The sequence below is a fragment of the Bradyrhizobium sp. 138 genome (genome assembly GCF_023074075.1).
Classification (GTDB): Bacteria; Pseudomonadota; Alphaproteobacteria; order Rhizobiales; family Xanthobacteraceae; genus Bradyrhizobium.
Genome location: NZ_JADPKT010000084.1, coordinates 274525 through 292642 on the forward strand (window position 1 = coordinate 274525; position 18118 = coordinate 292642).

Sequence of the window (18118 nt, forward strand, 5' to 3'; positions counted from 1 at the left end):
GCCGCGTAGCAAGGATGGCCGGGACAAGCCCGGCCATGACGGTGTGGAGGCTCTTGTGCGCTATCCGCGCAGCGGAAAATGCGGGTGAGGGAGCGCAAATACCGCGCATTGACTCTCCTCGCCCCCTTATTCAGAACCGTCCTCAACACTCACAACAAGAGGACACGCTCATGACTGACGCGCTGATCATCGATGCCTGCCGGACCCCGCGCGGCGTCGGCAAGGCCGGCAAGGGAGCGCTGTCGGGCATTCATCCGCAGCAGCTCGGCGCAACCGTGCTACGCGCACTCGCAAGCCGCACCGGCATCAATACGGCCGACGTCGACGACATCGTCTGGGGCTGCAGCGCGCAGGTCGCAACGCAAGGCGGTGATCTCGGCCGCATGTCGGCGCTCGATGCCGGCTATGACGTGCGCGCCAGCGCCGTGACGCTGGATCGCTTCTGCGGAAGCGGCATCACCAGCGTCAACATGGCGGCAAGCTCGATCATGGCGGGCGCGGAAGACCTCGTCATCGCCGGCGGCTGCGAGATGATGTCGATGGAGGGACGCCGCGGCTCGGGTCCGATGATGATGGACAACGGCAATCTGCGCCTGCGGGCAAAGCATCCGCAGTCGCATCAGGGCGTCTGCGCGGATGCGATCGCGACGCTGGAAGGCATCACGCGGCGGGACGTCGACGCGCTCGGGCTGGAGAGCCAGAAGCGCGCGGCGCATGCGATTGCGAACGGGCACTTCACGAAGAGCCTCGTGCCCGTCCACCGCGAGGACGGCAGCCTCGCGCTCGACCACGAGGAGTATCCGCGGCCGCAGACCACGATGGAAGGCCTCAGCAGCCTGAAGCCGGCCTTCCCCGCCGTCGCCGACTACGCGCTCGACGACAAGGGCACGACCTATCGCGGCCTGATCCTGCAGCAGTACCCGGATCTCGAGATCGACTTCGTGCATCACGCCGGCAACTCGTCCGGCGTCGTCGACGGCGCCGCCGCGATCCTGTTGGCCTCGCCCGCTTACGCCAAAGCGCATGGCCTCAAAGCCCGCGCCCGTGTCGTCGCGATGGCGAATATGGGGGACTCGCCGACCCTGATGCTGAACGCGCCGGTGCCGGCGACGCGCAAGGTGCTGGCGAAGGCGGGCCTCACCATCGACGACATCGACCTGTTCGAGATCAACGAGGCCTTTGCGGTGGTGGCGGAAAAATACATCCGCGACCTCGAGCTCGATCGCGCCAAGGTCAACGTCAATGGCGGCTCGATCGCACTCGGCCATCCCATCGGCGCCACCGGCTCGATCCTGATCGGCACCGTGCTCGACGAGCTCGAACGGCGCGATCTCAAGCGTGGTCTCGTCACCATGTGCGCCGCCGGCGGCATGGCGCCCGCCGTCATCATCGAGCGCGTCTAGCCTTATTTTCTAGGGTGAAACGCACGGCTCCTCTCACAAAGAGGCTCCACGTCGCTTGTCGAAAGCGGCGAATCAGTTCTAGCAAGATGGCGTGCGGGCCTTTGAAACAAGGCAAAATCCGCTGCCCGAGGCTCCTCCCGCTCCGGAAGTAGCTAAAATGCAGGGTTTTTTGTCACAGAGGGCCAAAAAAGCCCGTAAAACCCCGACAAAACTGTGCAGAAGGCTATAGGCCTTGGCCGGTTGGTCTAATATGCAACCGCCAACGAATCAGAGGAGACACGATGGCAACCCAAATGTCCAAATCGCAGTTGATCGAAAAGATTGCGACCGCCACCGAGCTTTCCAAGCGCGACGTCAAGAGCGTCATGGAGACGCTGACCGACGTCGGTCACAAGGAGCTCAAGAAGAACGGCCTGTTCCTGGTGCCGGGCTTCGCCAAGTTCGTGGTCATCAAGAAGCCGGCGACCAAGGCACGCAAGGGCACCAACCCGTTCACGGGCGAAGAGATGATGTTCAAGGCCAAGCCGGCCCGGAAGATCGTCCGCGCCCGCCCGGTCAAGGCCGCCAAGGACGCCGTGGGCTAACGACGCAAAGGCCCCCTTGGGTAGGGGGCCTTTTGGTTGGGGCAGTCGCGAGGGCCTGAGACGGAGGGCTCAACCCTTGCGGCGCTTCACCCGGATTGGAATGGGTTGAAGCTGCGGCCCGAGCGCCGCCAGCGCATCGCGAACCCGGTCGATGGCACGATCGAGCAAATGGCGCAGCCGCTGCGCCTTCCGCACTTCCTTCGCTTTCTCCAGCAGTTTCTTCATCGCATTCACTCCGCCGCTTCGACCTTCGCGTCGACTTTTGCCTCGACCGGTTCGAGCGCCGCGGCGATGGCTTCGTCGACGCGCTCCAGCCAGATGAATTCGAGGTTGTCCCGCGCGCTCTGCGGGATGTCGTCATAGTCCCGCTTGTTGCGCGCCGGCAGCATCACCCGCTTCAGTCCGGCGGCCGCGGCTGCGACCACCTTCTCCTTGATGCCGCCGACCGGCAGCACCAGGCCGCGCAGCGAGATCTCGCCGGTCATCGCGGTGTCGCTCCTCACCGTGCGGTTGGTGAGCAGCGACGTCAGCGCCGTGAACATCGCTACCCCCGCGCTCGGCCCGTCCTTCGGAGTTGCTCCCGCAGGGACGTGGACGTGGATGTCGCTCTTCTCGAACAGAAGCGGATCGATGCCGAGCTGCGTGGCTTTGCCCTTCACCAGCGTCATCGCGGCCTGCACGCTCTCGCGCATGACGTCGCCGAGCTGGCCGGTCAGGATCATCCCGCCCTTGCCGGCCACCCGTGATGCCTCGATGAACAGGATGTCGCCGCCGACAGGCGTCCAGGCAAGGCCGGTGGCGACGCCCGGAATGCTGGTGCGCTGTGCGATCTCGCCTTCGAAGCGCGGCTGGCCGAGCACAATGGCGATGTCCTTCGGCGTCACCACGACCTTCGCGGCCGTGCCCTCGGCGACCTGCACCGCGGCATGCCGGAACAGCTTGCCGATCTCGCGCTCGAGGTTACGCACGCCGGCCTCGCGGGTGTAGCCCTTGACCACCAGCTTCAGCGCCTCCGGCTCGATCTCGGCCTGCTCGGGCGTCAGACCATTGGCCTCGAGCTGCCGCCGTACCAGATAGCGGCGCGCGATCTCCAGCTTCTCGTCCTCGGTGTAGCCGGCGAGGCTGATCAGCTCCATGCGGTCCAGGAGCGGACCCGGAATTTGGTCCAGCATGTTGGCGGTCGCGATGAACACCACGCGCGACAGGTCGAAGGGCACGCCGAGGTAATTGTCCCGGAACGTCCCGTTCTGCTCGGGGTCGAGCACCTCCAGCATGGCAGCCGAGGGATCGCCCTGCACGCCACGGCCCATCTTGTCGATCTCGTCCAGCATCATGACGCAGTTGCGGCTGCCTGCCTTTTTGATGCCCTGGATGATGTTGCCCGGCAGCGCGCCGATATAGGTGCGCCGGTGGCCGCGGATCTCGGCTTCGTCGTGCACGCCCCCTAAGCTGACGCGCACGAAGGGACGGTCCATCGCGCGTGCGATGGATTGGCCGAGCGAGGTCTTGCCGACGCCGGGCGGGCCGACGAAGCACAGGATCGGGGCCTTGCCCTGTGGCGCCAGCTTACGGACCGCCAGATATTCGATGATCCGGCTCTTGATCTTCTCCAGGCCGAAATGATCGGCATCCAGGATGGCTCGCGCCTCCTTGATGTCGATCGGCTTCTCCGGGGGCAGCGCCCAGGGCAGCTCGATCAGCCAGTCGAGATAGGTGCGGACCATGCCGGCTTCGCCGGCGGCCTCGGGCATGCGTTCGTAGCGGCGCAGCTCCTTCTTGGCGTGCGCGTCCGCCTCGGGCGGCATGTTGGCCTTGGCAATGGCGGCAGTCAGTTCGGCGACCTCGGCCGCCTTGCCGTCGCCTTCGCCGAGCTGGCGCTGGATGGTCGCCATCTGCTCGCGCAGGATCGCCTCGCGCTGCCGCTCGTCGAAGGAGGCCTTGGTCTTCTGGCCGATTTCATTGCTGATGCGCAGCACCTCGAGCCGCTCGGCCAGATGCTTCGACACCTTCTCGACGCGCAAGGCGAGGTCGATGGTCTCCAGCACCTCCTGCTTGTCCTGCGGCTTGATGTCCATGAACGAGGTTGCGAGGTCCGCCAGCGCGCCGGGCGCGCTGATGCCCTGGAACATCGCGGCCAGCTCGGGCGGCGCCTGCGGCAGCAGCTCGATCGCCTCGATGGCCTGGCGCTGCAAATTCAGCGCGCGCGCCTCGATCTCGGGCGAGGTCGTGGTCGGCTCCGGGATCTGCTGGATCCGCGCCGCCGGGAACGGCGTCCCCGGCAGCAAGTCGAGGATACGCGCGCGCTGCACGCCCTGGCAGACGATGTGGTGGGTGCCGTCCGGTGCGGTGATGTAGCGCACGATGTTGGCGATGGTCGCGACCCGGTAGAGATCGTCCGGGCCGGGCTCCTCGGTCTCGGGGCTGCGCTGCAGGACGATACCAACCGGCCGCTGCTCGCGCAGCGCCTGCTGTGCGGCGGCGATCGACTTCGCCCGGCCGATCGTGATCGGCGCGATGGCGCCGGGAAACAGCACCATCTCACGCACGGGGATGATGATCAGCGCGTCGTCGGGGATCTTCACGTCGTTATTGGTCTGTTCGTTGTTCATCTGTTCGGTGGCCATGATCGACCTCAGGATTTGGCAAGGCGCAGCGCGACGCAGCCGTCCATCACGAAGCGGCTGATGGCGTAGCGGCCGAGAGGCAATGCGATGCGGCGCTCAAAACGCCCCTGCGGCAGCTCGAGCCGGTGGATGCGGGCCTTGCGGAGCTCCGGCGGAAGGGTGCGCTGACCGGAGATGACGAGAGCGCCGTCATGGATCACCGTCTCGACATTGTCCGGATTGACGCCGGGAAGCGCCACCAGGATCAAGAGCTCATGCTCGGTCTCGAGCACGTCGATCGGCGGCTCCCAGCAGGCTTCCTGGCGGCCGAACTGCTGGCGCAGCCGTTCGGCGCGGGTCAGCGAGTCCAGGGCTTCGGACAGCATCCAGTCGAGGGGATTTTTCGGTTGCATGATGGAGGCTCGGCGGTGGGAAAGGCTGCATATGGGGCTGGTTCCGGGGAATGCCAGCCCGGCGGCGCGCACGTGCCATGCAGATCGTGCGATCCGAAAAGCAAACGCCGCGGCATGGGCCCAAAAAAGCAAACGCCGCGGCATAGCCGCGGCGTTCTGTCATGGAGCGGGCACGGCATCAGGCCGCGGCGCGGTAGTCTTCCTCCGCTTCGAGGTTGATCACGGACGTCGCGAGCTCGGTCAGCGCATGATCGGTCGCCTCTTCCTCGTCCAGCGTCGCCTGCAGCAGACTTGCTGCGTCCTGCATGCCGAGCTCCTCGGCCCAGGTGCGCAAGGTGCCGTAGCGGGAGATCTCGTAGTGCTCGACCGACTGGGCGGCCGCGACCAGTCCCGCATCGAGCGCCGGCGCGCCCTTGAACTCCTTCATGATCTCGGCGCCCTCATCGGCAATGCCGTTGATAGCCTCGCAGGGCTTGCCGCGTGCAGGCTTGCCCAGCATCTTGAAGATCTGGTCCAGCCGCTTGACCTGGCCCTGGGTCTCGCGCAGGTGCTTGTTGAAGGCGGCGGCCAGCTCTTTCGACTGCGCTGCCTTCGCCATCTTCGGCAAGGTCTTGATGATCTTGTTCTCGGCGAAATAGATGTCCTTCAGCGTCGCCAGAAACAGGTCGCTGAGCATCTTCGGCGCCTGACGTGGCCGCCGCGCCGCGGTCTTCTTGGTCGCGCGCTTCTTGGTTCGTTTGGCCATAGGTCCTCCTCTTGAGGTGACACGGGAAGGCCTCGCCCTCCTCAATCCTCAGGCGATCAAAGCCGCCTGGAGAACGAAAGTTCCAAACCGCAACGCGCGCGCGGCGGTCGCTCAGGTCGGACGCTTGTAGGGATCTTCCTGGCGCTGTCGCGCCTCGGTGTTGCGATCGAGCTGCGCCCGCTCGCTGCGCCTGAGGTGGCCGGCCTTCATCACCCCGTAAACGAGGACGCCGCCGAGCACGAACGCGCCGATGAACCAGAGCCAGAGCAGGTTGGTCGAAAGCTGGCCAAGGAGCATTCCGATTCCACTGTCGCTCATTGTCGTCTCCACTGATTGCAAAGCGGTGGCGCTAGGCTAAGTCTGCCCGGAAGCCATCGTTCCAGCCTCCGAGGACCACGCCGGCACATGCTCGACTTCGCCCTGTGCGTCGCCTCGGCTCACCTGATCGTGCGCACCCTCGGCGCATCGGAAATGCGGTGCTCCCACGCGTCCTCCGCATGCTGTTCGCCGCCCATTCCGTGCAGTTCGTGATCAACGGGATTGCGGCCGTCCGGACCAGCCTGTCACAGGGGCTGCGATATCAGGTGAATCCATTGATTTTGGGCCGCTTTTGCTTGCGCTGGCATGTTGCTTTGACGTACTTCCGGTCTAACAAGACCATCGTCAGGAAATCGGGATGTCGATGACTGCAGACGAGCTCGCCAAGAGACAGGCCATCATCGACGCATGCCGGCGCATGAACGCGCTCGGCATCAACCAGGGCACCTCGGGCAATGTCTCCGTCCGGCATGCGGACGGGCTTTTGGTGACGCCGACCAGCGTGCCCTATGAGGCCATGACGCCGGACCAGATCGTCTTCATGACCATGGACGGCGCACACGCGCCCGATCAGAGGCCGTCGAGCGAATGGCGGTTTCATCGCGACATCCTGAAGTCGCGGCCCGACGTCAATGCCGTCGTGCACGCCCATCCGACCTATTGCACCATCCTGGCGATCATGGGCATGGAGATCCCGCCGGTGCATTACATGATCGCGGCGGCCGGCGGCGACAGCATCCGCTGCGCGCCCTATGCGACGTTCGGAACCGCAGAGCTGTCCGACCATGCAGTGCGGGCGCTGGAGGGGCGGCTTGCCTGCCTGCTCGACCATCACGGCATGATCGCGATCGGCAAGACGTTGGACAAGGCGATGTGGCTGGCGGTCGAGGTCGAGGCGCTGGCCCGGCAATATCACGGCTGCCTCCAGATCGGACAACCGCCGCTGCTCCCGAGCGACGAGATCGAGCGGGTCCGCCAGCGCATGGCCGGCTACGGCCTGTCGGAAGAGTAGGGCGGGGCAGAAGGTGTTCGTGCGGATCAGGCATCTCGTCGATCGGAAGGGAACGAACCGGACCATGGTTCGGCTTCGCGCCCTGTTGCGCAGTAACGAATTCTACCTGATCCCGCTGGCGCTGGTGATCGGCACGCTGGCCGGGGCGGTGGTGACGCTGATGGCCGAGATCGCGCAGATCGCGCATGTGGTGATCTATGGCATTCCTATCGACGTGCGCCTCTCGTCCAATGCCTATGTGAGTCCCTGGGCGGCGCTGATCGCGCCCGCGCTCGGCGGGCTGGCGCTCGGCATCATGGAATGGTCGCGGCGGCGCATGAAGATTTCGAACGCGGTCGACCCGATCGAGGCGAACGCGCTGCGCGGCGGCAATCTGTCGATGCGGGACAGCGTGGTGGTGTCGAGCCAGACGCTGATCTCCAACGGCTGCGGCGCCTCGGTCGGCCTCGAGGCTGGCTATACCCAGATCGGCTCGGGGATCGCCTCGCTGTTCGGCAAGTTCTTCAATCTGCGCCGCAACGATCTGCGCCTGATGGTCGGTTGCGGCGCTGCCGCGGCGATCGCGGCGGCGTTCGGCGCGCCGATCACCGGCGCCTTCTATGCCTGCGAGCTGATCGTCGGCGTCTATTCGGTCGGCAGCGCGGCTCCGATCCTGGCAGCCTCGCTCGCGGGCGCCTTGACGGCGCAATGGCTCGGTGGCGCGCCCTATTCGCTGGAGATACCGAAAGTCAGCGCTGTCGGCGTCGAGCAATATCTGGCACTGATCGGGCTCGCGCTCATCACCAGCGGCGTCGGCATCGCCGTGATGCGCTCCTCGCCGACGTTCGAGCGCCTGTTCGCCTGGCTGCCGGTCTGGCTGCGGCCGGTGTTTGGTGGCCTCATCGTCGGCGGTTTCGCCATCGTCACGCCGCAGGTGCTGGCGGCCGGCCACGGCGCCATGGTGCTCGATCTGTTTCACGAGATGGCGATCGGCACGATCGCGCTGATCATCGCCTTGAAGGTGACGGCCTGCCTGATCTCACTCGCCTCGGGCTTCCGCGGCGGCCTGTTCTTCGCCTCGCTGTTCGTCGGCAGCCTGATCGGCAAGTTCTTCGCCGAGCTGCTGGAGCTGATCAGCCCGAATTTCGTGATCGATCCGCTGGTCGCGATGCTGACGGGAATGGCGACGCTCGGCGTCGCCATCGTCGGCGGTCCTCTCACCATGTCGTTCCTGGTGCTGGAGATGACCCGCAATGTCGACGTCACCGCCGTGGTGCTCGCCGGCTGCATCGTCACCTCGATCTGCGTCCGCTTCATGTTCGGCCACTCCTTCTCGACCTGGCGCCTGCATCTGCGCGGCGAGACCATCCGCAGCGCCAACGACGTCGGCTGGCTGCGCAATCTCACCGTCGAGCGGCTGATGCGCTCCGACGTCGGCAAGGTGCCCTCGACCACGACGATCGCCGCCGCACGCCGTGAGTTCGCCCTGGGCTCGCGGCCGGGAATCGTCATCGTCAACAATGCCGACGAATATGTCGGCCTCGTCCTGCTGCCCGATTTGTTCTCCAGCGACCTCGACACCATCGCCGACGACATTCAGGTGATCGAGCTCGCCCGCCTGATCGACATCGTGCTGATCCCGGAAATGAACGTGAAGTCGGCGATGGCGGTGTTCGACGAGGCCGAGGCCGAAATGCTGGCGGTGGTCGACTCCACCGACAGCCGCAAGGTGGTCGGCTTCCTCACCGAAAATTTCGTCCGCCGCCGCTATGTCGAGGAAATCGACAAGGCGACGCGCGGGGTGTTGGGGGCGCTGTCGTAAAGTGAAGCGGGACGGCGGGTTCAATCCCCCGCCGTCCGCGCCGGTCATCGGCCTGATTGGGATGGGGACGCGACGAGCAGTGTCACGATGCGCCGAACCATCGGCAGCACCACGAGCAGCGTTGGAAAGGCGACCAGCCAGGACAGCGCCCAGGCGCCCGGCCACGTCGCGAGGAACGCCGGCGTTGCCCCTAAGCTCCGAAGCGTCGAAATGACCGACACCACGGCCGTCATGAGGATGGACAGCACGAATGGCATCACGATCGGCGCATAGCGCGCCGGCAGTTTGCGAACCGCAATCATCTGATTTCTCTCGGGGAAAAGGACGCGTCGGTCACGTTGAACCCTGCAAATGGCATCGATCCCGACGGCGTCGGTTGATGCGTTGGTTCACGTAAAACGCTTACGGCGACCGAAAAACGGCGCGGCTGTTCATTATCCGCTCAGGTTCGGTGGTTCAAGCTGCGATTTGGTCGTTCGGTTTACAATCGTTCAAAGCGTGGCAGTTTGCCGCGAACATGAAACCATCTCAATGGTTTGCGCATTAAAGACGGTTTGCATATCTCTTCGTTGGGCAAGAACTTAGGCAAGAACATAGGAAGGTCAAAATGACTGTTGGACCCATGATTTCTGCAGCCGGCCGCAACATGGTGCTGGCCGCGTTCACAAGCCTGGCATTGGTCGCAACCTCGATATCGCCCTCGGCTGCGGCGTCGGCGGGGCCGGCTGAGCCGATATCCGCAAAGCCTGTCACGGCCGGGCAGGGCTCCTCCGACGTCACCGATTTCAGCGCACACCGCCGCCGCTACTACCGGCGCGGGCCGAATGCCGCCGGCCTCGCTTTCATGGGCCTTGCGGCGGGTGTGATCGGTGGCGCGATCGCCGAGAGCCGGCGCCGCGACTATTACGAGAACCGCTATTATTACGGCTCGCGTCCTTACTACGGCGGTCCCGGCTATTACGGCGGTCAGGGCTACTACGGCGGCGGCAGTCCGTTCTATTACGATCCGGGCTACTAGCGCCGGCCATAGGTCGTTTTCGACGCTGCCTGGATTGGGTTGGACGAAAGAGGGGCGGTGCTTTGTGCCGCCCTTTTTGCTGCGTCGGTACTCCTGTAGCCCGGATGGAGCGATAGCGTAATCCGGGGCCGCTCGCCCGGCATCTCGCGCTGTCCCGGACTACCCTGCGCTCCATCCGGGCTACGGGATCGTGCCTGTGTCGCCTCGCTGTCAACTCGCCTGCGCAAAAATATTCCACTTTACCGAAATTCGGTTTTGTCGTATGTGTCGGCCATCCCGGCTCATCCAAGAGGGGCGATCTCGAGGTCGTCTTGATCGCGAGCCGGGCTTGCGGTGGACGCGGCAGCGTCGGCACGAGATGGTAGCGGGCAGGGCGGGTAGTCCCTGTGAGCCCGAGGCTTCGTGCAGACGAGCGGCGCTGTCAGGTTCGTCTCGCCTGTAAGTTTCCGGCTTCGTCGACAGGGCTGGAAAGACTGCGGGCGATAGGGCGGGCCGTGCGTACGGCAAAACCGTGTGGTCCTGGCCGTCGTTGCCACGGTCAAGCCGGATCGAAGATGCGCGCGAGCCCAACCGGGTGGACGGCATCGTCAATTCGAACGGCGAGGGAGGCCAAAGGAAAGTTCGGCTCCCGGGAGAGCACGGCATAAGCCGTCCGACCATCGCGCAGGGAAGGCCGAGTGATCGGCACCACCTGTATGCTGCTGTGCGGTTCTTCCTGCGTGTGCATTTCGCGCAGCGGACCGCGGGTGCGAGCTGGCACCCGGCCTTCCCTGCGCCCTCTTGGCTCAAGAGGGTGGAGTGACCAAGCAAAGCTCGGGTGAATCAAGCCGCGAGAGCGAGAAGGCATGTCTGCGTGTCACAAGCTCAAATATCGTAGGGTGGGCAAAGGCGCTCTTGCGCCGTGCCCACGATCTCTCTCGGCCGCAAAAGATACGTGGGCACGCTTCCGCCGTCGCTCTTCGAGCTATGGCGGACAAGTCGCTTTGCCCACCCTCCGGCACTGCACGTCGGAATGTGCATTTGAACTCCGTCATTGCGAGCGCAGCGACTTGTCCGCCGAAGCCTTGGCGAAGGCGGAAGCAATCCAGAATCCCTCCGCGGAAGGACTCTGGATTGCTTCGTCGCAAGGGCTCCTCGCAATGACGGCTGAGAGAGCGCAGCGCCATACTCCGCCCTCGTGCCCCGGACGCAGCGCAGCGCCCCGGCGATGCGAAGCATCGTCCGGTGCGTCGCGGCTTGTCCGGGACACGCGCGTCCCGGCCGGCGTCTCCCAAAATTGTGCGATGCGGATCGTTTACCAATCCCAGGAGGACGCAATTTCCATCTCGCGGTTTGCTTACGGGTGTAGTACTTTCGTCTCAAGCGGGCCCGGTTAACGGGCGGCAGGGGGAGGCTGATGAGGCGTGCGGGGCTGTTTGGCGTACCGCGGGTACGGCCATGGTCGTGGCAGGCGTTTCTGCTCGGATGCGTCGGTGTCGCAGTGTCGGCCATGCTTCAGGGCATCTGCGTCGTGCTCGGCGCAAAACTCTATTTTGCAGCGTTCCTGCCCAGCCTGTTCGTGCTCGGCCTGATAGCGGGCGCGCCGGCAGCGGGATTCGCCGCGCTGTTCACCATTCCGCTGGTGTGGTGGGCGTTCATTCCGCCCTTTTTCGAGTTCAGCCCCCTCTCCAGCGCGAATACCGATTCCATCAATTTGTTCTGCCTGCTCGCCGTGCTGCTGATCGGCCTCGCCGATCTCTGCCGCGAGACGATGCGGATCATCAGTCGCGGCGAGCTGAAGCCCCCAGGCGAGAGCGCGGCAACGAATCCGCAATAAATCGCTCTCGAAATCGCTCTTGCACGACGTCACGCGTTGCCTGCGCGCAACAGTCCGGCAACCATCCGCGCGCTTGCCGGGCGCCGCTAACTTTTCGAAAAAGATTTGGCCGCAGTTTCTCCCGCGGGAATGACGAGGGAGTTTTCGGACATGAACGGCCAAATCAATGGTCAGGCCATCCTGGAGAACGTGCGACGCTATCGCGGCATCGCATCGCTCTATCGCCAGACCGCTGCATTCCGCCCGGGCCAGAGCTGGTCGCTGCTGGAGCAGGCGCGGGATTGGGAAGCGCGGGCGCTGTCGGAGCTGGAAGCCTATTTCGCCTTGCGCGCGGACCACGCGGCTCCACTCGCGGCCTGATCGTTAACCATCGCTCACGATATGATCGTGAGATCGGGCGCGGGCACCACGAATTGTCCGCCCCAGGCGCGAATTTCCGACAGCTGGACGATGATTTCGTCTCTCAGATTCCAGGGCAGGATGAAGACGTAATCGGGTCTGCCCGCGATCAGGGCGGCGGGATCGCGGATCGGCAGATGCGTTCCCGGCAGCAGCAGGCCCTGCTTGTGCGGATTGCGGTCCACGGTGAACGCAATCAGCTCGCGCGTGACGCTGCAATAATTGAGCAGCGTGTTGCCTTTCGCGGGTGCGCCATAGGCCAGCACCGTCTTGCCCGCGCGCCGCGCCGCGACGAGGAAGTCGCGGATCGTCTCGCGCTTGGCCGCCACCTTCGCCTGAAAATCACGGTAGGTCGCGGGCTGGCCGAGCCCCGCGACAGCCTCGCGCTGACGCAATCTCTCGAGTGCAAGCGAGGCGCCGTGAGATGCCGCTTCGCTGCAGACATGCAGGCGCAGCGAGCCGCCATGGGTCGGCAATTCCTCGACGTCGAAGACGCGCAAGGCATGCGCGCGAAACACCGTCTCGAGGGTCGCGAGCGAGAAGTACGACAGATGCTCGTGATAGATCGTGTCGAACTGGATGCCTTCGATCAGATGCAACAGATGCGGAAGCTCCAGCGTCGCGCGTCCGGTCTCGGGCAGCAGAATGCGCAGGCCCGCGACGAAATCGTTGATGTCAGGGACGTGCGGCAGCACGTTGTTGGCGACAATCAGCGCGGGCCTGTGGCCTTCGGCGCGGAGCGCAGTCGCGACATCGCGGCCGAAATAGCAGGTCCGGGTCGGGATGCCCTTGGCGATGGCGGCTGCCGCCGGACCGCTGGCCGGCTCGATGCCGAGCGCGGGGATGCCGGCGCGCTGAAAATACTGCAGCAGATAGCCGTCATTGCTGGCGATCTCGATCACCTCGGACGCTGCACCGAGCTTGGCGCGGGCGATCATGTCTGCGGCATAGCTCTCCGCATGACGCAGCCAGCTCTCGGAATAGGACGAATAGTAGAGATACTGGCCGAAAATGTTCGCCGCAGGCTCGAATTGCGGCAACTGGACCAGCCCGCAGGTACCGCACGCGCGGGCATGCAGCGGATAGGTCGGCTCGGTCGCGTCAACCCGCTCCGGCGGCACAAAGGAATTCGCCAGAGGCGACGGGCCGAGATCGACGAAGGTCTCGTCGAGCTCCCGCGCGCAAAAGCGGCAGCGATGCCTGTCCATGAATGGGTCGTCCCGTTGTGCCGTCGTGCCGCGGCTGTTAGTGAATTCTCACAAGCCACGGAAATTCCGACAACGTTGCCCATGATGCAACGGAAAAGGCGTGTGAGTGAACGGATGTTCGCAACAGCGGCGTCGCGGCGCGGAGGCCCGGCATGAAGTTCACGGCATTGGCTCTGCCGGGCGTGGTCGAAATCGGCATCGAGCCGGAGCTTGATGCGCGCGGATTCTTCGCCCGGCTGTTCGACACTGAGGCGTTCGCGGCGCAGGGCCTGCCGACGCATTTCGCGCAAGCCAGCCTGTCCCGCAACGAACGCGCCGGCACCCTGCGCGGCCTGCATCATCAGGCCAGCCGGCCGGAGGCCAAGCTGGTGCGCTGCGTTGCCGGCCGCGCCTTCGACGTGATCGTCGATTTGCGCCGATCGCTGCCGAGCTATGGACAATGGTGCTCGGTCGAGCTCTCCGCCAACAGGCACAATGCCGTGTTCATCCCCGCCGGATGCGCGCACGGCTTCCAGACGCTCGCGGGTGGCACCGAGCTGATGTATTGCATCGACGTGCCCTATGACGCGCAAGGCGCTTCCGGCATTCGCTGGGACGATCCCTCGCTCGCGATCCCCTGGCCGCTGCCTGATCCGATCCTGTCCGCGCGCGACCGCGCGCTGCCGTATCTTCCATGAAACGGGTGCTGGTCACAGGCGCGTCCGGATTCCTCGGCCATGCGCTGTTGCCCGCGCTGGTCGCTCGCGGCTTCGAGGTCCATGGCATCGCGCGCTCGGCTCAATCGGCGACGTCAGGCGTGACGTGGCACGCGGCCGATCTCCTCACCGAAGCCGGCCGCAGGCAGGCGCTGTCCGCAGCGCGCCCGACGCACCTGATTCATCTCGCCTGGGAAGCCCGGCCGGGCCGCTATCGCGAGGATCCCGTCAATCGGCTCTGGGCGGAGGCCAGCATCGATCTACTCACGCGCGCGAGGGCTGGCGGCACCGGCCGGATCCTCGGCATCGGAAGCTGCCTCGAATACGGATCGCAGAGCGGCCCATGTGAGGAACGCACCAGCCCATGCCGTCCCACCACACTGTACGGACAAGCCAAGCTCGCTACGGCAGAGGCCTATATCGCGGCAGGCGCCAGCTGGGGCCGCGTGTTCGTTCCGTTCGGCCCGCACGAGCCCGAGGCGCGTCTCATCCCCTCTCTGATCCGCAGCCTGCGCGCGCGACAGAACTTCGACTGTTCACACGGTGGGCAGCTGCGCGATTTCGTCTATGTCGACGACCTCGCGCAGATGATCGCCGCCGTGCTCGACAGCGAGCTCTCCGGCGTCGTCAATCTCGCCAGCGGCGACGTGCGTAGCCTGCGCAGCGTGGTCGAGCATGTCGCGGGTCTGCTCAAAGCACGCCACCTGGTCAGGTTCGGCGCGATCGCCGCCACGGGCGTCGACGCCGAGACGATCCTCGCCGCTGACGTCCGCCGCCTCCGTGAGCTGACCGCAGGCATGCCAGTCATCGGATTCGAGGAGGGCGCCGCCCGCGGCCTTGCGTGGTGGATCGAGCGTCTGTCGGGGAGGGTGTGAGATGCAGTCCCCCCGTGGCAATTACGGAGTTGTCTCGCCGCCCGCCTGTGCTAGCAACGAGCCCGTCGGAATCTCCTTCACGCCGGCCGGGGCAAGCGATGACCACGTTCAACCGCATCTTCACGACCGAGCGTCTGCTCCAGATCATCCTGATCCTGGCGGCGACCATCGCCATGAAGCTGATGAGCTGAGCGCGGGCGGATCATCGTCCGCCGAGTTCGGGCACGTCGGGCAGATAGTTCGAGCCTTCCGACCCCAGAAAATCGAACATCGCCTGCGCCGGTGGCAGCAGCACCTTGTCGCTGCGGCGGATCACGTACCATTGCCGCACGATCGGCAGGCCCGCGACGTCGAGCACGATGAGCCGGCCTTCGGTGAGTTCATGCGCCACCGTGTGGGCCGAGATGAAGGCGATGCCGAGCCCGGCGATCACAGCCTGCTTGATGGTCTCGTTGCTGCTCATCTCCATGCCGATGATCGGCTCGAGATCGGACCTCTGGAACATGCCCTCCATCAGCGTCCTTGTGCCCGAGCCGGGCTCGCGGGTGAGGAAGGTCTCGTGCACGAGATCGGTCAGGTTGAGGCCGGAATCCTTCTCCAGCCAGTGCCCCTTGCGCGCGACGATGATGTGCGGATTGCGCCCGAGCTGACGGACGTCGACGGTGACGTCGGCCGGTGGCCGACCCATCACCGCGAAATCGAGGTCGTAGCCGTGCATGGCCTCGCGGATCTCCTCGCGATTGCCGATGGTCAGCTTGATCTCGATCTTGGGATAGCGCTTGGAGAACGCCGCGATCGCGTGCGGCACGAAATATTTGGCGGTCGAGACCGCGCCGAGATGCACGGTGCCGCCGGTCCGCCCCGCGAGCAGGTCGAGTGCGCCCTGGCAGTCCATGATGGCGGCTTCGACCCGTTCGGCCAGCGCCAGCACCTCCTTGCCGGCCTCCGTCAGCAACATCCCATCGCCGGTCCGCTGCACCAGCGGCAGGCCGGCGAGGTCCTGAAGCTGCCGGAGCTGCTGGGTCACCGCGGGCTGGGTCAGGCCGAGATGGCCGGACGCCGCCGTCACGCTGCCCTTGGCCGAGAGCGCCGCGAGCGAGCGCAGCTGCCGGATCGTCAGATGCCGGAGCTGGGCCGCCGCATGGCCGGGGCCATTATAAGAAAATTCTTTGAGGCTCATTATGAATAGAAATTTTCCTTATTAAGCCGCCCCTGTCAATCTCCTGATGCCGGGACTGACCGCACCGACCTCCAGCGGGGAGGGAAACAGGATGCGGCGCCGGCCAAGGGGATGGACGCAGATGACCGGGCAACTCAGGCTGGACGACCACCTTCAACGGTATTCAGAGACCGCGCCCCATGCGCTCGCCGTGGCGGACGCCGTCGATGCCATCGCGGCGGCGGCCATTGAGATCGCCGATCTCATCGCCAGCGGCGATCTCGCCGACGCCTCCGGCCTGACGACCGGGCGCAACAGCGACGGCGACCTGCAGCGCGATCTCGACGTGCAGGCGGATGCGATCCTGCGCCGTTGCCTCAGCAAGCTGCCGATCGCGGCGCTCGCCTCGGAAGAGATGCGCGAGCCCCAGATCGGCGACCGCGACGGCCGCATCTGCGTCGCGATCGATCCGCTCGACGGCTCCTCCAACATCGACATCAACATGACGGTCGGCACGATCTTCTCGATCCTGCCCGCCCCGGACGATCTCGGGCTCGCCTTTCATCAGCGCGGTTCGGCGCAGCTTGCGGCGGGCTTCGTCACCTACGGGCCGCAGACCTCGCTGGTGCTGACGCTCGGCGAAGGCGTCGACATCTTCACGCTCGACCGCAAGGCGGGCTGCTTCCGTCTCGCGCGCAGCGGCGCGCAGATCGCCGAGGCTTGCGAGGAGTTCGCGATCAACGCGTCGAACCGCCGGCACTGGGATTCGCCGGTGCGCGCCTTCATCGACGAATGCCTCGCCGGCGTCGAAGGGCCCGCCAACCACGATTTCAACATGCGCTGGATCGGCTCGCTGGTCGCCGAGGCCTATCGCATCCTCACCCGCGGCGGCGTCTTCCTCTACCCTTCCGACGCGCGTCCCGGCTACGGCGACGGCCGTCTGCGCCTGACCTACGAAGCGCACCCGATGGCCATGATCATCGAGCAGGCCGGCGGCTCCGCCACCACGGGGCGCGAACGCATCCTCGACCTCTCGGCGCTGAGCCTGCATCAGCGCGTGCCGCTGATCATGGGCTCGAGCAACGAGGTGCGGCGCGTCGAGGAGCTGCATTGCGATCCGCTGCTGGTTGCCAGCGTCTCGGCGCCGCTGTTCGCGCGGCGTGGATTCTTCCGGCTCTGAGCGAGGCGTCCCATGTCCAGGAAGCATCCGATCATCTCCATCACCGGCTCCTCCGGCGCCGGCACCACCTCGGTCAAGAAGACGTTCGAGCAGATCTTCTTCCGCGAGAAGGTCAACGCCGCCTATATCGAAGGTGACGCCTTCCATCGCTACGATCGCGCCGAGATGCGGGCGCAGATGGCGAAGGAGGCCGATCGCGGCAACAAGCATTTCAGCCATTTCAGCCCCGAGACCAACCTGTTCGAGGAGCTCGAGCGCGCGTTCCGCGACTATGGCGAGACCGGCACGGCGGTGACGCGGCACTATGTCCACGACGCCGAGGAATCGGCGCTGCACGGCGCTGCGCCCGGCACCTTCACCGATTGGGAGAAGCTGCCGGAGAACTCGGACCTATTGTTCTACGAGGGCCTGCACGGCGCAGTGGTCACCGACAAGGTCAACGTCGCGCGCTATGCCGACCTCAAGATCGGCGTCGTGCCGGTCATCAATCTCGAATGGATCCAGAAGCTGCACCGCGATCGCAGCGCGCGCGGCTATTCGACCGAGGCGGTCACCGACACCATCCTGCGGCGCATGCCGGATTACATCCACTACATCTGCCCGCAATTCACCGAGACCGACATCAACTTCCAGCGCGTGCCGACGGTCGATACCTCCAATCCGTTCATCGCCCGCTGGATCCCGACGCCGGACGAATCGATGGTGGTGATCCGCTTCAAGAATCCGCGGGGCATCGACTTCCCCTATCTGCTCTCGATGCTGCCGCAGAGCTGGATGTCCCGCGCCAACTCGATCGTCTGCCCCGGCGCCAAGCTCGATCTGGCGATGCAGCTGATCCTGACGCCGCTGATCATGCAGCTGATCGAGCGCAAGCGCAGCCTGAAGTGAA

General features: G+C 65.2%; 19 protein-coding genes and 1 pseudogene. 12 read left to right on the forward strand and 8 right to left on the reverse strand.

Translation table 11 applies throughout. The features are described 5' to 3' along the window. Positions 1 to 170 precede the first annotated feature (170 nt). Both IVA79_RS29250 and IVA79_RS29255 read left to right on the forward strand, forming a co-directional pair. Positions 171 to 1403, forward strand: a complete 1233-nt coding sequence (locus IVA79_RS29250; protein WP_247559565.1) for an acetyl-CoA C-acetyltransferase — start codon at positions 171 to 173, stop codon at positions 1401 to 1403. A 281-nt stretch (positions 1404 to 1684) separates the two neighbouring features. Further along, complete coding sequence (locus IVA79_RS29255; RefSeq protein WP_094891268.1) at positions 1685 to 1987, forward strand: HU family DNA-binding protein; 303 nt, start codon at positions 1685 to 1687, stop codon at positions 1985 to 1987. 69 nt (positions 1988 to 2056) lie between these two features. On the opposite strand, the gene IVA79_RS29260 is transcribed toward IVA79_RS29255, so the two are convergent. From IVA79_RS29260 to IVA79_RS29280, 5 genes are all read right to left on the reverse strand, one after another. Next, positions 2057 to 2212: a hypothetical protein gene (locus tag IVA79_RS29260; RefSeq protein WP_247559567.1), complete on the reverse strand. Its 156-nt coding sequence runs from the start codon at positions 2210 to 2212 to the stop codon at positions 2057 to 2059. 5 nt (positions 2213 to 2217) lie between these two features. After that, positions 2218 to 4611 carry an endopeptidase La gene (gene lon, locus IVA79_RS29265; RefSeq protein WP_247559569.1) on the reverse strand — a complete coding sequence of 798 codons (2394 nt, stop codon included), beginning with the start codon at positions 4609 to 4611 and terminating at the stop codon, positions 2218 to 2220. A gap of 8 nt (positions 4612 to 4619) precedes the next feature. Then, the gene (locus tag IVA79_RS29270) at positions 4620 to 5003 is read right to left on the reverse strand and encodes an Hsp20/alpha crystallin family protein (RefSeq protein ID WP_247559575.1); all 384 of its coding nucleotides are present in this window, start codon (positions 5001 to 5003) and stop codon (positions 4620 to 4622) included. 178 nt (positions 5004 to 5181) lie between these two features. Then, positions 5182 to 5748 carry a ferritin-like domain-containing protein gene (locus IVA79_RS29275; protein WP_247559578.1) on the reverse strand — a complete coding sequence of 189 codons (567 nt, stop codon included), beginning with the start codon at positions 5746 to 5748 and terminating at the stop codon, positions 5182 to 5184. A 111-nt stretch (positions 5749 to 5859) separates the two neighbouring features. Continuing rightward, positions 5860 to 6066 carry a hypothetical protein gene (locus tag IVA79_RS29280; protein ID WP_247559580.1) on the reverse strand — a complete coding sequence of 69 codons (207 nt, stop codon included), beginning with the start codon at positions 6064 to 6066 and terminating at the stop codon, positions 5860 to 5862. Positions 6067 to 6168: 102 nt separating this feature from the next. On the opposite strand from IVA79_RS29280, the pseudogene IVA79_RS29285 reads away from it, so the two are divergent. The 3 genes and pseudogenes from IVA79_RS29285 to IVA79_RS29295 all read left to right on the forward strand — a co-directional run. Further along, a pseudogene (locus tag IVA79_RS29285) lies at positions 6169 to 6314 on the forward strand (MarC family protein); the annotation flags it as partial. 110 nt (positions 6315 to 6424) lie between these two features. Continuing rightward, positions 6425 to 7078: an L-fuculose-phosphate aldolase gene (locus IVA79_RS29290; RefSeq protein WP_247559581.1), complete on the forward strand. Its 654-nt coding sequence runs from the start codon at positions 6425 to 6427 to the stop codon at positions 7076 to 7078. 13 nt (positions 7079 to 7091) lie between these two features. Beyond that, positions 7092 to 8879, forward strand: coding sequence for a chloride channel protein (locus IVA79_RS29295; RefSeq protein WP_247559583.1), 1788 nt, complete (start codon positions 7092 to 7094; stop codon positions 8877 to 8879). A gap of 44 nt (positions 8880 to 8923) precedes the next feature. Here the strand turns inward: IVA79_RS29295 and IVA79_RS29300 are convergent, their stop codons facing one another. Further along, positions 8924 to 9181 carry a DUF2798 domain-containing protein gene (locus tag IVA79_RS29300; RefSeq protein WP_247559586.1) on the reverse strand — a complete coding sequence of 86 codons (258 nt, stop codon included), beginning with the start codon at positions 9179 to 9181 and terminating at the stop codon, positions 8924 to 8926. A gap of 305 nt (positions 9182 to 9486) precedes the next feature. Between IVA79_RS29300 and IVA79_RS29305 the strand changes: the two genes are divergently transcribed. From IVA79_RS29305 to IVA79_RS29315, 3 genes are all read left to right on the forward strand, one after another. Further along, entirely contained in the window at positions 9487 to 9897 is a 411-nt protein-coding gene (locus tag IVA79_RS29305; RefSeq protein ID WP_247559588.1) for a hypothetical protein, read from the forward strand. Positions 9898 to 11293: 1396 nt separating this feature from the next. After that, a complete protein-coding gene (locus IVA79_RS29310; RefSeq protein WP_247559590.1) occupies positions 11294 to 11713 on the forward strand; it encodes a DUF4118 domain-containing protein in 420 nt (139 codons plus the stop codon). Between the two features lie 150 nt (positions 11714 to 11863). Further along, positions 11864 to 12073 (forward strand): hypothetical protein, encoded by a 210-nt coding sequence (locus IVA79_RS29315; protein ID WP_247559592.1) that lies wholly within the window; start codon positions 11864 to 11866, stop codon positions 12071 to 12073. A gap of 14 nt (positions 12074 to 12087) precedes the next feature. On the opposite strand, the gene IVA79_RS29320 is transcribed toward IVA79_RS29315, so the two are convergent. After that, positions 12088 to 13320, reverse strand: coding sequence for a class I SAM-dependent methyltransferase (locus IVA79_RS29320; protein WP_247559594.1), 1233 nt, complete (start codon positions 13318 to 13320; stop codon positions 12088 to 12090). A 152-nt stretch (positions 13321 to 13472) separates the two neighbouring features. Here IVA79_RS29320 and rfbC point away from each other — a divergent pair, with 152 nt between their 5' ends. Continuing rightward, positions 13473 to 13997, forward strand: coding sequence for a dTDP-4-dehydrorhamnose 3,5-epimerase (gene rfbC / locus IVA79_RS29325; RefSeq protein WP_247559596.1), 525 nt, complete (start codon positions 13473 to 13475; stop codon positions 13995 to 13997). After that, positions 13994 to 14890: an NAD-dependent epimerase/dehydratase gene (locus IVA79_RS29330; protein ID WP_247559599.1), complete on the forward strand. Its 897-nt coding sequence runs from the start codon at positions 13994 to 13996 to the stop codon at positions 14888 to 14890. Before rfbC ends, IVA79_RS29330 begins: the two co-directional genes overlap by 4 nt. 202 nt (positions 14891 to 15092) lie before the next feature. On the opposite strand, the gene IVA79_RS29335 is transcribed toward IVA79_RS29330, so the two are convergent. Next, positions 15093 to 16070, reverse strand: a complete 978-nt coding sequence (locus tag IVA79_RS29335; RefSeq protein ID WP_247559601.1) for a LysR family transcriptional regulator — start codon at positions 16068 to 16070, stop codon at positions 15093 to 15095. Between the two features lie 121 nt (positions 16071 to 16191). Here IVA79_RS29335 and IVA79_RS29340 point away from each other — a divergent pair, with 121 nt between their 5' ends. Beyond that, positions 16192 to 17229: a class 1 fructose-bisphosphatase gene (locus tag IVA79_RS29340; protein WP_247559603.1), complete on the forward strand. Its 1038-nt coding sequence runs from the start codon at positions 16192 to 16194 to the stop codon at positions 17227 to 17229. A gap of 12 nt (positions 17230 to 17241) precedes the next feature. Then, complete coding sequence (locus IVA79_RS29345; protein WP_247559605.1) at positions 17242 to 18117, forward strand: phosphoribulokinase; 876 nt, start codon at positions 17242 to 17244, stop codon at positions 18115 to 18117. The last annotated feature ends 1 nt before the right edge of the window (position 18118 follow it).

Coding starts and splice junctions, on each gene's coding strand:
- IVA79_RS29330 (WP_247559599.1), top strand. CDS start 13,994: ATGAAACGGGTGCTGGTCACAGGCGCGTCCGGATTCCTCGGCCATGCG.
- IVA79_RS29345 (WP_247559605.1), top strand. CDS start 17,242: ATGTCCAGGAAGCATCCGATCATCTCCATCACCGGCTCCTCCGGCGCC.
- IVA79_RS29320 (WP_247559594.1), bottom strand. CDS start 13,320: ATGGACAGGCATCGCTGCCGCTTTTGCGCGCGGGAGCTCGACGAGACC.
- IVA79_RS29250 (WP_247559565.1), top strand. CDS start 171: ATGACTGACGCGCTGATCATCGATGCCTGCCGGACCCCGCGCGGCGTC.
- IVA79_RS29255 (WP_094891268.1), top strand. CDS start 1,685: ATGGCAACCCAAATGTCCAAATCGCAGTTGATCGAAAAGATTGCGACC.
- IVA79_RS29335 (WP_247559601.1), bottom strand. CDS start 16,070: ATGAGCCTCAAAGAATTTTCTTATAATGGCCCCGGCCATGCGGCGGCC.
- lon (WP_247559569.1), bottom strand. CDS start 4,611: ATGGCCACCGAACAGATGAACAACGAACAGACCAATAACGACGTGAAG.
- IVA79_RS29310 (WP_247559590.1), top strand. CDS start 11,294: ATGAGGCGTGCGGGGCTGTTTGGCGTACCGCGGGTACGGCCATGGTCG.
- IVA79_RS29290 (WP_247559581.1), top strand. CDS start 6,425: ATGTCGATGACTGCAGACGAGCTCGCCAAGAGACAGGCCATCATCGAC.
- IVA79_RS29275 (WP_247559578.1), bottom strand. CDS start 5,748: ATGGCCAAACGAACCAAGAAGCGCGCGACCAAGAAGACCGCGGCGCGG.
- IVA79_RS29305 (WP_247559588.1), top strand. CDS start 9,487: ATGACTGTTGGACCCATGATTTCTGCAGCCGGCCGCAACATGGTGCTG.
- IVA79_RS29340 (WP_247559603.1), top strand. CDS start 16,192: ATGACCGGGCAACTCAGGCTGGACGACCACCTTCAACGGTATTCAGAG.
- IVA79_RS29315 (WP_247559592.1), top strand. CDS start 11,864: ATGAACGGCCAAATCAATGGTCAGGCCATCCTGGAGAACGTGCGACGC.
- IVA79_RS29270 (WP_247559575.1), bottom strand. CDS start 5,003: ATGCAACCGAAAAATCCCCTCGACTGGATGCTGTCCGAAGCCCTGGAC.
- IVA79_RS29300 (WP_247559586.1), bottom strand. CDS start 9,181: ATGATTGCGGTTCGCAAACTGCCGGCGCGCTATGCGCCGATCGTGATG.
- IVA79_RS29260 (WP_247559567.1), bottom strand. CDS start 2,212: ATGAAGAAACTGCTGGAGAAAGCGAAGGAAGTGCGGAAGGCGCAGCGG.
- IVA79_RS29280 (WP_247559580.1), bottom strand. CDS start 6,066: ATGAGCGACAGTGGAATCGGAATGCTCCTTGGCCAGCTTTCGACCAAC.
- rfbC (WP_247559596.1), top strand. CDS start 13,473: ATGAAGTTCACGGCATTGGCTCTGCCGGGCGTGGTCGAAATCGGCATC.